Consider the following 13,695-nt stretch of genomic DNA (forward strand, 5'->3'; position numbering starts at 1 on the left):
TGGGCCCTCACGGCACGGGAGTGGAATGATGACGGCGGATCCGGCCCAACCGGGGCCGACCATGGTGCTCAAGGAGAGGTACGTGGCTGAAACGCAGGAGTACGACATCGTCATCCTCGGCGGCGGGAGCGGCGGGTACGCGGCGGCCCTGCGGGGCGCGGAGCTCGGCCTGAAGGTCGCTCTCATCGAGGCCGGCAAGCTCGGCGGCACCTGCCTTCACCGCGGCTGCATCCCCACCAAGGCGTTGCTGCACTCCGCGGAGGTCGCCGACACGATCCGCGAGAGCGCCGGCGTCGGGGTGGAGAGCACCCTCGGCGGCATCGACATGGCCAAGGTCAACAGCTTCAAGGAGGGCATCGTCGCCCGCCTGTACAAGGGGCTCCAGGGCCTGGTCTCCTCGCGCAAGGTCGACCTGATCGCCGGCTGGGGCCGCCTCGTCGCGCAGGACACCGTCGAGGTCGACGGCACCCGCTACAAGGGCAGGAACGTCATCCTCGCGACCGGCTCGTACTCCAAGACCCTGCCCGGGCTCGAGATCGGCGGCCGGGTCATCACGTCCGAGCAGGCCCTCGAGCTGGACTACGTCCCCAAGAGCGCCATCGTCCTGGGCGGGGGGGTCATCGGCGTCGAGTTCGCCTCCGTGTGGAACTCCTTCGGGGCCGACGTCACCATCATCGAGGGCCTGCCCAACCTCGTGCCCAACGAGGACCCCTCGCTCTCCAAGGGCCTCGAGCGAGCCTTCCGCAAGCGCAAGATCGCCTTCCAGACCAAGACCATGTTCGCCGGCGTCGAGCAGAACGACGACGGCGTCAAGGTCACCACCCAGGACGGGAAGACCTTCGAGGCCGAGCTCCTCCTCGTCGCCGTCGGCCGTGGCCCCGCGACCGCCAACCTCGGCTACGAGGAGAACGGCATCCCCATGGAGCGCGGCTTCGTCCTCACCGACGAGCGCCTCCACACCGGCGTCGGCAACGTCTACGCCGTCGGCGACATCGTGCCCGGGCTCCAGCTGGCCCACCGCGGCTTCCAGCAGGGCATCTTCGTCGCGGAGGAGATCGCCGGCCTCAAGCCGGCCGTCATCGCCGAGTCCGGCATCCCCCGGGTGACCTACTGCGAACCGAACGTCGCCTCCGTGGGTCTGACCGAGGCCGAGGCGAAGGAGGCCTACGGCGAGGTCGAGTCGGTCGAGTACAACCTGGGCGGCAACGGCAAGAGCCAGATCCTCCAGACCACGGGCTTCGTCAAGCTCGTCCGGCAGAAGGACGGTCCGATCGTCGGGGTGCACATGCTCGGCGCGCGGGTCGGCGAGCTCATCGGCGAGGGCCAGCTCATGGTGAACTGGGAGGCCTACCCCGAGGACGTCGCCGCGCTCGTCCACGCCCACCCCACGCAGGACGAGGCGATGGGCGAGGCCGCGCTGGCCCTTGCCGGCAAGCCTCTGCACGCCCACAACTGACCCGATCGAAGGAGACGCCAGGACATGTCTGAGTCCGTGAAGATGCCCGCACTGGGCGAGTCCGTCACCGAGGGCACCGTCACCCGATGGCTCAAGGCGGTCGGCGAGTCGGTCGAGGTGGACGAGCCGCTGCTGGAGGTCTCGACCGACAAGGTCGACACCGAGGTGCCCTCCCCGGTCGCGGGGGTCATCGAGAAGATCCTCGTCGAGGAGGACGAGACGGTCGAGGTCGGCGCCGAGCTCGCCGTCATCGGTGACGGCTCCGGCGGCGGGGGCGACGCCCCGGCCGAGGAGCCCGCCGAGGAGCCCGCAGACGAGCCCGCCGCCGAGGAGAGCTCCCCGGTCGCGAGCGAGGCTCCCGCGGCCGAGGAGGTCGAGGCCGCCCAGCCGGCGGCGGAGGACGCCAAGCCGGCCGAGGAGGCCAAGTCCGAGGCCACCGCGAACGCCCCGTCCGAGGGCGGGTCCGGCGGTGGGTCCGGCTCCGGCGAGCCGGTGACGATGCCGGCTCTCGGCGAGTCCGTCACCGAGGGCACCGTCACCCGCTGGCTCAAGGCCGAGGGCGACACCGTGGAGGTCGACGAGCCGCTCCTCGAGGTCTCCACCGACAAGGTGGACACCGAGGTGCCCTCGCCCCTGGCCGGGACGGTGCTGAAGATCCTCGTCCAGGAGGACGAGACCGTCGAGGTCGGCGCGCAGCTGGCCATCGTCGGCGAGGCAGGCGCCGCGCCCGCGAAGGAGGCTCCCGCCGAGGAGCCGGCGGCCGCGGAGCCCGAGCAGAAGGCGCCCGAGAAGAAGGAGCCCGAGCAGCAGGCCCCCGCCGAGGAGCCGGCCAACCAGGCCACCGTGGAGAAGGAGTCCGGCCAGCACCGGGCCGAGCCGCCCGTCGAGGCGCCCCAGGCCGGTCCGCCGTCGGCACCGGCCCGTCCGTCCGAGCCGGCGCCGGCCGCCGAGGCGGCGGCGACGTCCTACATCACCCCGCTGGTGCGCAAGCTCGCCAACGACCGGGGCGTCGACCTCGCCACCCTCACCGGCACCGGCGTGGGCGGACGCATCCGCAAGCAGGACGTCGAGGCCGCCGCCGAGGCTGCCAGGAAGGCTGCCGAGGAGAAGGCCGCCGCCGAGCAGCCGCAGCCCTCGCAGCCCGCTGCGTCGCAGCCCAGGAAGGCCGCCGAGCCCTCCCCGCTGCGGGGCACCACCGAGAAGATGTCGCGCCTGCGCAAGGTCATCGCCAAGCGCATGCGGGAGTCTCTCGACACCTCCGCCCAGCTCACCTCGGTCGTCGAGGTCGACGTCACGCGGATCGCCGCGCTGCGTTCGCGGGCGAAGTCGTCGTTCCAGGCCAACGAGGGCACGAAGCTGACCTTCCTGCCGTTCTTCGTCAAGGCGGCGACCGAGGCGCTCAAGAGCCACCCGAAGCTCAACGCCACGATCGACGGCGAGCAGGTGGTCTACCACGGCGCCGAGCACATCGGCATCGCGGTCGACACCCCGCGCGGTCTCCTCGTCCCGGTCATCAAGGACGCCGGGGACCTCACCCTGGGCGGGATCGCGAAGAAGATCAACGACCTCGCCGCCCGCACCCGCGACAGCAAGGTCACCCCGGACGAGCTCTCCGGCTCGACGTTCACGATCACGAACACCGGGTCGGCCGGCCTGCTCATGGACACCCCGATCATCAACCAGCCCGAGGTCGCCATCCTCGGGGTGGGCACGATCGTCAAGCGTCCGGCCGTGGTGACCGACGCGGACGGCAACGAGGCCATCGCCATCCGCTCGATCATGTACCTGTCCCTGACGTACGACCACCGGCTGGTCGACGGTGCGGACGCCGGGCGCTTCCTCAGCGCCGTGCGCGTCCGGCTCGAGGAGGGCGCGTTCGAGGCCGAGGTCGGTCTCTGAGCCCTGATGCACGGCGGCGGCCCCGTACCGGCAGAGTCCGGTGCGGGGCCGCCCGCGTCACCGAGCACGCCCGCCGCGTGACCGAGGCGGCTCGTCCCGCCGCGTGACCGGGGCGGCTCGTCCCGCCGCGTCCCGCCGCGTGACCGGGGCGGCGCGTCCCGCCGCGCCACCATCACCCGGCGGCGCCGTCACCCCCGGCGAGCCTGCACGGAGCCGTTGCGTCCACCCGCCACGGCGCGGGGCCCGCCAGGGTGTAGCGGGTGCAGCGTTCCGGCTGGGGCTCAACTGCCCGGTGCCCGGTGGAGGCCGTGAGGGTGTACCCGGACTGCCGGGTGACCGCCTCGAGCACGAGCCGGGAGGTTCGCTGCTCGACCAGCTGGACGTCGACCACGGTGGTGCTCAGTCCTCGCGGCCGCGCACCGCCCAGGGCGCGCACGACCGCGGCATCGGCTGCGGCCGGGGCGCTGCCCGGCACGGTGAGGGCGGCGAGACCACCGGCGTCACCGGCGGTGAGAGCCTCGTCCCGGGCGGCCACGAGCTGTGCGAGGACCACGCCCGCAGGGGTTGACGGCGCCGCGGACCGGGCCGCCGCCGCGCCGCCGAGCACCCCGACCGCGAGCCCGAGGGCGACGAGCAGTGGAACGGGTGACCGCCGACGACGACGGAGCCCTCGGCTCCGCGTCCGACGTCGTCGCGCCGCGGCGAGGGCCGTCGGCGGCTGGCCGGCCCGCGTCCGGAGCTGAGCGGCGGCCAGGTCGGCATCGGCCGGCAGGGCCACCGGGGCCGGGTCGGCGAGCCCGGGCGCGCACGCCGCGAGGTCCCGGGCAGCGGGCCTCTCCCCCGGTGCGGGACGAAGGGCGGTGCGCAGCACGTCGCCCACGGCGGGATCGTCCGCTGCCGCCCACGAGAGGGTGCGGGCGAGGGACCAGACGTCTCCCGGCGCCGACGCGGGCGCCCCGCCCGCCCGCTCGGGGGCGACGAAGCCCGGCGTGCCGGCCTCTCGCGTGACCTCTCCGGCGAGGTCCGTCAGCACCGGCCGCCCGCCCTCGGTGAGGATGACGTTGCCGGGTGAGACGTCGCCGTGGACGACACCACGATCGTGCAGGTGGCCCAACGCGGAGCCGAGCGCGTCGAGCAGGGCGGCCGCCTCGGCGCGGGTGAGCGGACCCCGGGCGGTGCGCACCGTGGCGAGCGTCGGTCCCTCGACGAGCTCGCACGCGAGGGCGCAGCGGTCCCGGCCGACGCTGACGACGTCCAGCACCCGGGGCAGGTGGGGGTGGTGACCGCCGCGGAGTGCGGCCAGCCGGCGCAGCTGGGCGGCGCCGCGCTCGTCCGGTGCCAGTCGCAGGACGCTGAGCGCGACCGCGCGGCCGGCCGGGTCACGTGCGGCCCAGACCGCGCCGGTCGCGCCGAAGCCCACGGGCTGCCCCACCCGGTACCCCGGTACCTCGGGAGCACCGGGGCGTCTCGCGCTCATGGTGCGAGCGAACCAGGCGGGCACGTCCTCGCGCACCCCCGTCGGCCCTGCTGTGGACGACGGGGGTGCGCCGAGGGCGCTGTGGGGGGCTCGTCAGTCCTGCGGGACCCGGCGCTGCCACGGCCACCAGGTGCGGCGACCGAGGTCGTGGACGAGTCCGGGGACGAGGAGGGAGCGCACGACGAACGTGTCGAGCAGGACGCCGAAGGCGACGATGAACGCCAGCTGGAGGAGGAACAGCAGCGGGATGACCGCCAGTGCGCTGAACGTCGCCGCGAGCACGAGCCCGGCCGAGGTGATGACGCCGCCGGTGACGGCCAGGCCGCGGTGCACGCCCTCCCGGGTGCCGCGGACGAGCGACTCCTCCCGCACCCGGGTCATGAGGAAGATCGAGTAGTCGATGCCCAGCGCGACGAGGAACACGAAGCCGTACAGCGGCACGGTCGCGTCGGCGCCGGGCAGGTCCAGGACGTGGTTGAACACGATCGCGCTGATGCCCATGGTGGCCCCGAACGAGAGGAGGTTGGCCAGGAGCAGCACCAGCGGCGCCACGACCGCCCGCAGGAGCAGCACCAGCATGAGGAAGATCGCCACGAGGACCACCGGGATGATGGTCCGCAGGTCCTTGGCGGCGGTGTCCTGGGTGTCCAGGCGCTGTGCCGCTGCGCCCCCGACGAGGGCGTCGGCGTCCGCCGCGTGGACGGCGGTGCGCAGCTCGCGCACGGTCGCCACCGCTGCCTGGGTCTCCGCGGCGTCCTCGGTCACGACGTCGATCCGGACCAGGCCGTCGACGACGACCGGTTCGGCCTCGGTGTCCACCCCGGCGGGCGGACCGGACTCGGTGTCCACCCCGGCCGGCGGACCCGCCTCGGTGTCCACCCCGGCCGGCGGACCCGCCTCGGTGTCCACCCCGGCCGGCGGACCCGCCTCGGTGTCCACCCCGGCGGGCGGACCCGAGGCGGCGGTGACGAGCGACGCCCCGGTGACGCCGGGGACGGCCTCGGCGGCTGCGATGACGTCTGCCGCGTTCGCCTCGGCGGTGATGACGACCGCGGGCTGGACCTGCCCGGCGTCGAAGTGCTCGGCGAGCACGGCCTCGCCGGCGACCGACTCGGTCTCGGCCAGGAAGATGTCGGAGTCGCTGGTGCCCTCCGCGCGCAGCGTGGGGACGAACGCGGCGGCCGCGAGGAGGACGAGAGCGGTGACGACCCAGACCGGCCGGGCGTGGGACGTGACGAAGGTGGCTACCCGTTCCCAGATCCCCGGCCGTGCCGAGCCGCGCGTGACGAGGTGCGCGCCGTCGACGACGTCGGCGCCGGTGTAGCGGGGGGTCCGCGGCCAGAAGATGAACCGCGACCGGCGACCGGCGAGGAGGAGGAAGGCCGGCAGCAGGGTGAGGGCCGCCAGGACCGCCGAGGCGATGCCGATGGCCGCCACCGGTCCCAGGCTCGAGTTGGACCCCAGGTCGGAGAGCAGCAGGCACAGCAGTCCGACGATGACGGTTCCGGCGCTGGCCAGGACGGGTTCCAGCGAGGCCCGCCAGGCGACCTTCATCGCGTCGGCGGGGTGGGCGTGCCGGGTGAGCTCCTCGCGGTAGCGCGCGACGAGCAGGAGGGAGTAGTCCGTGGCTGCGCCGACGACGAGGATCGAGAGGATGCCCTGGCTCTGGCCGTTGAGCTGCAGGACCCCGCCACCTGCGAGGGGCTTGATGACGAGGGCGGCAGCGGCCAGGGCGAAGACCGACGTCAGCAGGACCGCGAAGGGCAGGCTGGGCGAGCGGTAGACGAGGATGAGGATGACGAACACGACGACCAGAGCGGTGAGCAGCAAGATGCCGTCGATCCCGCCGAAGGCGGTGACGAGGTCGGCGATGGCACCCGCCGGGCCCGTCACCCAGGTGCTGACGCCGGCCAGCTGGTCAGCGGCGAGGGCCCGCAGCTCGGCGACGGCGGCGTTGACGACCCGCTCCTCGCCCTCCCCGACGAGCTCGTTCGCGACCGTGGCGTCCAGGGGGACCGGGACGAGCACGGCGGCGCCGTCCTCGGACGGGACGGCGACGACGGGGCCGGTGAGGACGTCACCGAGCGCCCCGCCGCCGGGCAGCACGATGTCTGGGACGGCCTCGGCGAACGCCGCGACGGCCTCGACCTGACCGGCGCCGAGGGTCCCCCCGTCCGCGGCCTCGACGACGACGAGCGCAGGCAGCGTGGTCTCGTCGCTGAACTGCGCCGAGAGCTCCCCCGCCCGAGTGGACTCGGCGTTCGCGGGCAGGAAGGCCGCGTTGTCGTTCTCCTGGACCTCGGAGAGGGTCCCCTGGGCCATCCCGCCGAACGCTCCCACGAGCAGCCAGACGACCAGGGCGAGCAGGATCAGTCCCGCCCGCCCGACCGCGGACCGGGTCCGGACGCGGCGCTGCGGCGGTGCGGGCGGTGCTTGGGTGGCCACGGGATCCTCCTGGACGGTCAAGATGCTCAACACCGTGAACGCTAGCCTGGCTACCTAGCTTGTGCAAGACTCGATCCGGGCCCTCCACGGGCCGACCCACGTCGCTCTGGAAGGATGCCCCGATGGATCCCCGAGGCCCCGGTGTCGCGACCCCGCCGCCGGCGTGGCCCACCGGCCGCCTGCTCTCCGCCGCCGCCCGGCGCGTCGAGCGGTCCTGGGACGACTACCTCCACCGGTGGTCGCTCTCCCACGCCTCGCTCCCGCTGCTCGCCGTCCTGGCGGGCGGTCCCCGCTCGCAGCGCGAGATCGCCGCCGCCCTCGGGGTGAGCGAGCAGGCCGTGAGCAGGATGGCCGTCGGGCTCGAGCGGGCCGGGTACCTCGAGCGCCGGCGCCACGGCACCGACCGCCGTCGTCAGGTCGTGGCCATCACGGAGCACGGCCGCACGACGCTCGCCGCCCTCGACGACCCCGGCGCGGTCGAGGCCCTGGCCACCGCGGCGCTAACCCCGGCCGAGGTCGCGGAGCTCCGGCGCCTGCTCCTCCTCGTCCTGGAGCCACCCGGGGGATGAACGGCCGGGCGGGCCGCGGCGCGCATCGGCCTACGATCGTCCCGTGCGCTTCGAGCAGATCGACCTGGGGACCTCCCTGACGGACTACCAGCGGGCGTGGGAGCTCCAGCGCGCGCTCCACGCCCGGGTCGCCGACGGCGACCTCGAGAACACGGTCCTCCTGCTGGAGCACCCGCCCGTCTACACCGCGGGCAGGCGCACCGCCACACGCGACCGCCCCACCGACGGCACGCCCGTCATCGACGTCGACCGTGGCGGACGCATCACCTGGCACGGCCCGGGCCAGCTCGTCGTCTACCCCATCGTCCGGCTGCGCGAGCCGGTCGACGTCGTGGCGTACGTGCGGGCGCTGGAGCAGGCCGTCATCGACCTCGCCGCGGGCTACGGCGTGGCCACCGCGCGCGTGCCCGGCCGCTCGGGGGTGTGGGTCCTCGCCGACGACCGCGGGCGCGACCGCAAGCTCTGCGCCGTCGGCGTCCGGGTGGCCCGGGGGGTGACGATGCACGGCATCGCCGTCAACGCCGACGTCGACCTCGCGGCGTACGACCGGATCGTGCCCTGCGGCATCGACGACGCCGACGTCACCTCGCTGTCCGCCGAGACCGGCCGGCGCATCGGTCCCACGGACATCGCCGAGGCCCTCCAGCGGCACCTCGCCGAGGCGCTCGGCCCGCTCACGGACGCGTCCCGGCCCGCGACGGCGCCGGCCGGGACGCCGACGTAGGATCGTCACCAAGCAACGGACGAGGAGAGGCACCACGTGACCATCGCTCCCGAGGGCCGCAGGATGCTGCGGGTCGAGGCACGCAACGCCGAGACCCCCATCGAGAAGAAGCCGAGCTGGATCAAGACCCGCGCCACGATGGGCCCTGAGTACCGGGACCTCAAGCAGCTCGTCCACGGCGGCGGCCTGCACACGGTGTGCGAGGAGGCCGGCTGCCCGAACATCTTCGAGTGCTGGGAGGACCGGGAGGCCACGTTCCTCATCGGCGGCTCCCAGTGCACGCGGCGCTGCGACTTCTGCCAGATCGACACCGGCAAGCCCTCGGCCCTGGACCGCGGCGAGCCGCTCAAGGTCGCCGAGTCGGTCCGGACGATGGGGCTGAGGTACTCCACGATCACCGGCGTGGCCCGCGACGACCTCGACGACGGCGGAGCCTGGCTCTACGCCGAGACGGTCCGCCAGATCCACGCCCTCAACCCCGGGACGGGCGTCGAGCTGCTCATCCCGGACTTCGACGCCGTGCCCGAGCAGCTCGCCGAGGTCTTCTCCTCGCGGCCGGAGGTGCTGGCCCACAACGTCGAGACGGTGCCGCGGATCTTCCGTCGCATCCGGCCCGGTTTCCGCTACCAGCGCTCCCTCGGTGTCCTCACCTCCGCCCGCGACGAGGGCCTGGTCACCAAGTCCAACCTCATGCTCGGGATGGGCGAGACCTTCGAGGAGGTCGTCGAGGCGATGGAGATGCTCCACGACGCCGGCTGCGACCTGCTGACCATCAACCAGTACCTGCGCCCGTCGGTGCGGCACCACCCGGTCGACCGGTGGGTCCGCCCCGAGGAGTTCGTCGCCCTGTCGGACAAGGCCGAGGAGATCGGCTTCCTCGGTGTCATGTCCGGACCGCTGGTGCGCTCGAGCTACCGCGCCGGTCGGCTGTGGGGCCAGGCGATGGCCCGCAAGGGCCGGCCCGTGCCCGAGCACCTCGCGCACCTGTCCGAGGCCCGGACCTCCCGCCAGGAGGCCGCCGCGCTCGTGCGCTGAGCCGGGCGTAGCCTCGGCCGGGTGGACCCCGTCGGCGCCCTGGAGCGCGTGGCCTACCTGCTCGAGCGGCAGCTGGCCGAGCCGCACCGCGTCCGGGCGTACCGGCGCGCCGCCCGACGCCTCGCCGCGCTCGCCCCGGACGAGCTCGGCGCGCGGCTGCGGGCCGGCACCCTGACCGACCTCCCCGACGTCGGACCGAAGACGGCCGCCGTGGCGTACCAGGCGGCCGCCGGGGACGTCCCGGCCTACCTGGCCGAGCTCGAGGACGGTGCACGGGACCGGGTCGTCACGGGCGGGGAGGTCGTGCGCGGCTGGCTCGCCGGCGACCTCCACACCCACTCGGACTGGTCCGACGGCACGGCCCCGATCGCGGCGATGGCCGCCGCGGCCGTGGACCTCGGCCACTCCTACCTCGCCCTCACCGACCACTCCCCCAGGCTCACCGTCGCCCGCGGGCTGACGGCCGCGCGGCTGCGGGAGCAGCTCGACGTCGTGGCCCGCCTCAACACCGAGCTCGCACCGTTCCGGATCCTCACCGGCATCGAGGTCGACATCCTCGAGGACGGCTCCCTCGACCAGGACGAGGACCTCCTCGACGCCCTCGACGTCGTCGTGGCGAGCGTCCACTCCCTGCTGCGGATGGAGAGCGCGGCGATGACACGGCGCATGGTCACGGCCGTCGCGAACCCACGGGTGGACGTCCTGGGGCACGTCACCGGCCGACTCGTCACCGGCTCGCGCGGGACGCGGCCGCCCTCGACCTTCGACGCGGAGATCGTCTTCGAGGCGTGCCGGCGCTTCGACGTCGCCGTCGAGATCAACTCCCGGCCCGAGCGGCGGGACCCGCCCACCGACCTGCTCCACCTCGCCCGTGACACCGGCTGCGTCTTCGCCGTCGACACCGACGCCCACGCGCCGGGTCAGCTCGAGCTCCTCGACCACGGCTGCGCCCGCGCGCAGACGGCCGGCCTGGCCCGGTCACGCATCGTCAACACCCTCGCCGTCGACGACCTCCTGGCGTGGACGGCCTGACCAGCCATCGGGGGTGGACCGCCTGACGACCCATCTGGCCGCGACGGCGTGGCCCCTGCCCCCCGGACGGTAGGCTTGACCGTCATGGCACGCAAGAACTCCGACGACGCCGCACCGAAGCCCCAGAAGCAGCGCTGGTACCACAACGTCCGTGACGCCTACCGGCTGACCCGGCAGGTCAACCCCCTCATCACGTGGATCCTCCTGGGCGTCTTCGTGGCCGTCATGGGGCTCGCCCTCATCATCGGGTTCATCTGGGGCCACCCGTGGTACACGGGCCTGTTCGGCCTCATGCTGGCGCTGACCCTCATGCTCGTCGTGCTCTCGCGCCAGACCGAGAAGGCGGCCTACAGCCAGATCGAGGGCAGGACCGGCGCCGTCGGGGCCGTCCTGGGCCAGACCAAGGGCTGGAACTTCGAGCAGGAGCCGGTCGCGGTCAACCCGCGCACCCAGGACCTCGTGTTCCGCATGGTCGGTCGTCCGGGCATCGTGCTCGTCTCCGAGGGCCCGGCCAACCGGGTGCAGCGCCTCCTCGAGGACGAGCGGCGCAAGGTCGCCCGGGTCGCGCCGAACGTCCCGGTCCACCTGGTCCAGGCGGGCAACGACGAGGGACAGGTGCCGCTCGCGAAGCTCGGCAAGACCGTCCGCAAGCTCAAGAAGACCCTCACCGCGGCCGAGGTGGCCACGGTCGCCCGCCGGATCCAGGCGCTCGGCGGGACCAGGCTGCCCATCCCCAAGGGCGTCGACCCGATGCGTGCACGTCCCGACCGCAAGGGCATGAAGGGCCGCTGAGCCCCTGCTCCGCACCGGTCCGTGCCGCTGAGCCCCTGGTCCGCACCGGTCCGTCGAGCCCGCCGCCGTCCCTGGTGGTGTGACCGTCAAGCCGAAGAGTCCGTCAGGCCCGGCCCGACGGACTCTTCTGCTTCGTAGCCGTGGCCGGTCTCGCGCCGCCGTCTCGTTCGCTAGCGCACTCGTGTGACGACGGTCCCCGCCCACACGTCGTGCAGGCCGCGACCGTCAGGGCCCCAGACCACCGCGGGGATCACCAGGCACAGCGCCACCGTGCGTGCGAGCGCGCGGACCGGACCGGGGAGGCCGCCGGCGGGGGTGCGGACGGCGAGACCCGCCACCACATGGCCAATCGTGGCGCCGAGGGTGGCGACCATGAGCCACGTCATAAGGGCGAACACGGCGAGCGTCGCCATGGGCTCGTAGCCGAGGAAGCCGGCGCTGATCGCCGAGGCGAGGGCCCAGTCCACGGCCAGTCCGACGAGACGGCGGCCGAGGGTGGCGACGGGGACGGAGACGGGCGCGGTCACCGGGAGAGTTTACCGGGCCGACACCGTAGGGCCCCGATCCGCTCCGGCCACGAAACATGCCGGACACATTGAGGTGACACGCGGGCAACAGGTCGGGACTAACCTCGGCGTCGTACCTTCGTCCACACCAAGGAGCAGCGGATGTTTTCCAGCGCCGAGGAGGCCATCGCCTTCACCAAGGAGCAGGACGTCAAGTTCGTCGACGTCCGCTTCTGCGACCTGCCGGGGGTCATGCAGCACTTCAACATCCCGGTCGAGGCCTTCAACGAGGACGCCTTCACGGACGGCCTCATGTTCGACGGCTCGTCGATCCGCGGGTTCCAGGCGATCCACGAGTCCGACATGAAGCTCGTCCCGGACGTCACGAGCGCGTTCGTGGACCCGTTCCGCAAGCAGAAGACGCTGGTCGTCAACTTCTCGATCGTCGACCCCTTCACCGACGAGTCGTACTCGCGTGACCCGCGCAACATCGCCGCGAAGGCCGAGGCCTACCTCAGGAGCACCGGCATCGCCGACACCGTCTACTTCGGTGCCGAGGCGGAGTTCTACGTCTTCGACGACGTCCGGTTCCAGACCACGCAGCACTCGAGCTTCTACTACCTCGACTCCACCGAGGCGGCCTGGAACACCGGCCGCGAGGAGGAGGGCGGCAACCTGGGCTACAAGACCCGTTACAAGGGCGGCTACTTCCCTGTCTCCCCCTCCGACCGCTTCGCCGACCTGCGCGACGACATGGTCCGGATCATGCAGGAGGTGGGCCTGGACGTCGAGCGCGCCCACCACGAGGTCGGCACGGCCGGCCAGCAGGAGATCAACTACCGCTTCAACACCCTGCGGGGCGCGGCCGACGACCTGATGAAGTTCAAGTACATCATCAAGAACGTCGCCTTCGAGGCCGGCAAGTCCGCGACCTTCATGCCCAAGCCCCTCTTCGGTGACAACGGCTCCGGCATGCACTCGCACCAGTCCCTGTGGAAGGACGGCAAGCCGCTGTTCTTCGACGAGCGTGGCTACGGTGGCCTGTCCGACCTCGCCCGCTGGTACATCGGTGGACTCCTCAAGCACGCGCCGTCGCTCCTGGCGTTCACCAACCCCTCGGTGAACTCCTACCACCGCCTGGTCCCCGGCTTCGAGGCGCCCGTCAACCTCGTGTACTCGGCCCGCAACCGCTCGGCGTGCATCCGCATCCCCGTCACCGGCACCTCGCCGAAGGCCAAGCGCATCGAGTTCCGCGTGCCCGACCCGTCGTCGAACCCGTACCTGGCCTTCTCCGCCATGCTCATGGCCGGCCTGGACGGCATCAAGAACCGGATCGAGCCGCCGGACCCGATCGACAAGGACCTCTACGAGTTGCCGCCCGAGGAGCACGCGCAGATCGACCAGGTCCCCGACTCCCTCCCGGCCGTCCTGGACGCGCTCGAGGCCGACCACGACTACCTCACCGAGGGCGACGTCTTCACCGCTGACCTCATCGAGACGTGGATCGACTACAAGCGCGCCAACGAGATCGACCCGCTGCGCCTGCGCCCGCACCCGCACGAGTTCGAGCTCTACTACGACCTCTGAGCCGGTCGTCAGCCCGAGCCGCCCCCCGACCCGCTCTCAGTGCGGGCCGGGGGGCGGCCTGCGTCCCGGCAGCGACGCCGACCGCCTGGTCATCCGCCTGGTCATCCGCCCGGGCGCCGGCGCCCGCCGTTGTCATCGCGCGCCTTCGACCGTAACCTGATGGTTCCGGCGCG

General features: G+C 73.0%; 11 protein-coding genes. 8 read left to right on the top strand and 3 right to left on the bottom strand.

The genetic code is table 11. The features are described 5' to 3' along the window. Positions 1 to 61: 61 nt before the first annotated feature. Together lpdA and sucB are read left to right on the top strand one after the other, a co-directional pair. Complete coding sequence (gene lpdA, locus AAEM63_RS09415) at positions 62 to 1,456, top strand: dihydrolipoyl dehydrogenase (RefSeq protein ID WP_341361349.1); 1,395 nt, start codon at positions 62 to 64, stop codon at positions 1,454 to 1,456. A gap of 24 nt (positions 1,457 to 1,480) precedes the next feature. After that, positions 1,481 to 3,355, top strand: a complete 1,875-nt coding sequence (gene sucB / locus AAEM63_RS09420) for a 2-oxoglutarate dehydrogenase, E2 component, dihydrolipoamide succinyltransferase (RefSeq protein ID WP_341361264.1) — start codon at positions 1,481 to 1,483, stop codon at positions 3,353 to 3,355. 172 nt (positions 3,356 to 3,527) lie between these two features. On the opposite strand, the gene AAEM63_RS09425 is transcribed toward sucB, so the two are convergent. Next, positions 3,528 to 4,832 carry a protein kinase gene (locus AAEM63_RS09425; protein ID WP_341361265.1) on the bottom strand — a complete coding sequence of 435 codons (1,305 nt, stop codon included), beginning with the start codon at positions 4,830 to 4,832 and terminating at the stop codon, positions 3,528 to 3,530. Between the two features lie 93 nt (positions 4,833 to 4,925). Next, on the bottom strand, positions 4,926 to 7,301 hold the full coding sequence (locus AAEM63_RS09430) for an MMPL family transporter (protein ID WP_341361350.1): 2,376 nt from the start codon (positions 7,299 to 7,301) through the stop codon (positions 4,926 to 4,928). Between the two features lie 98 nt (positions 7,302 to 7,399). Here AAEM63_RS09430 and AAEM63_RS09435 point away from each other — a divergent pair, with 98 nt between their 5' ends. The 5 genes from AAEM63_RS09435 to AAEM63_RS09455 all read left to right on the top strand — a co-directional run bounded on the left by AAEM63_RS09435 (position 7,400) and on the right by AAEM63_RS09455 (position 11,429). Beyond that, a complete protein-coding gene (locus tag AAEM63_RS09435) occupies positions 7,400 to 7,846 on the top strand; it encodes a MarR family transcriptional regulator (protein ID WP_341361266.1) in 447 nt (148 codons plus the stop codon). A gap of 43 nt (positions 7,847 to 7,889) precedes the next feature. Continuing rightward, on the top strand, positions 7,890 to 8,570 hold the full coding sequence (gene lipB, locus AAEM63_RS09440) for a lipoyl(octanoyl) transferase LipB (protein WP_341361267.1): 681 nt from the start codon (positions 7,890 to 7,892) through the stop codon (positions 8,568 to 8,570). A 36-nt stretch (positions 8,571 to 8,606) separates the two neighbouring features. Continuing rightward, positions 8,607 to 9,605: a lipoyl synthase gene (gene lipA, locus AAEM63_RS09445; RefSeq protein ID WP_123919104.1), complete on the top strand. Its 999-nt coding sequence runs from the start codon at positions 8,607 to 8,609 to the stop codon at positions 9,603 to 9,605. Between the two features lie 21 nt (positions 9,606 to 9,626). Continuing rightward, positions 9,627 to 10,637, top strand: coding sequence for a PHP domain-containing protein (locus tag AAEM63_RS09450; RefSeq protein WP_341361268.1), 1,011 nt, complete (start codon positions 9,627 to 9,629; stop codon positions 10,635 to 10,637). Positions 10,638 to 10,721: 84 nt separating this feature from the next. Next, a complete protein-coding gene (locus AAEM63_RS09455; RefSeq protein ID WP_341361269.1) occupies positions 10,722 to 11,429 on the top strand; it encodes a DUF4191 domain-containing protein in 708 nt (235 codons plus the stop codon). 170 nt (positions 11,430 to 11,599) lie between these two features. Here AAEM63_RS09455 and AAEM63_RS09460 read toward each other — a convergent pair whose 3' ends face one another. Beyond that, positions 11,600 to 11,956, bottom strand: a complete 357-nt coding sequence (locus AAEM63_RS09460) for an RDD family protein (RefSeq protein WP_341361270.1) — start codon at positions 11,954 to 11,956, stop codon at positions 11,600 to 11,602. 141 nt (positions 11,957 to 12,097) lie between these two features. Between AAEM63_RS09460 and glnA the strand changes: the two genes are divergently transcribed. Next, positions 12,098 to 13,522 carry a type I glutamate--ammonia ligase gene (gene glnA, locus AAEM63_RS09465; protein ID WP_341361271.1) on the top strand — a complete coding sequence of 475 codons (1,425 nt, stop codon included), beginning with the start codon at positions 12,098 to 12,100 and terminating at the stop codon, positions 13,520 to 13,522. Positions 13,523 to 13,695 lie beyond the last annotated feature (173 nt).

The organism is Georgenia sp. M64 (assembly GCF_038049925.1).
Taxonomy (GTDB): domain Bacteria; phylum Actinomycetota; class Actinomycetes; order Actinomycetales; family Actinomycetaceae; genus Georgenia.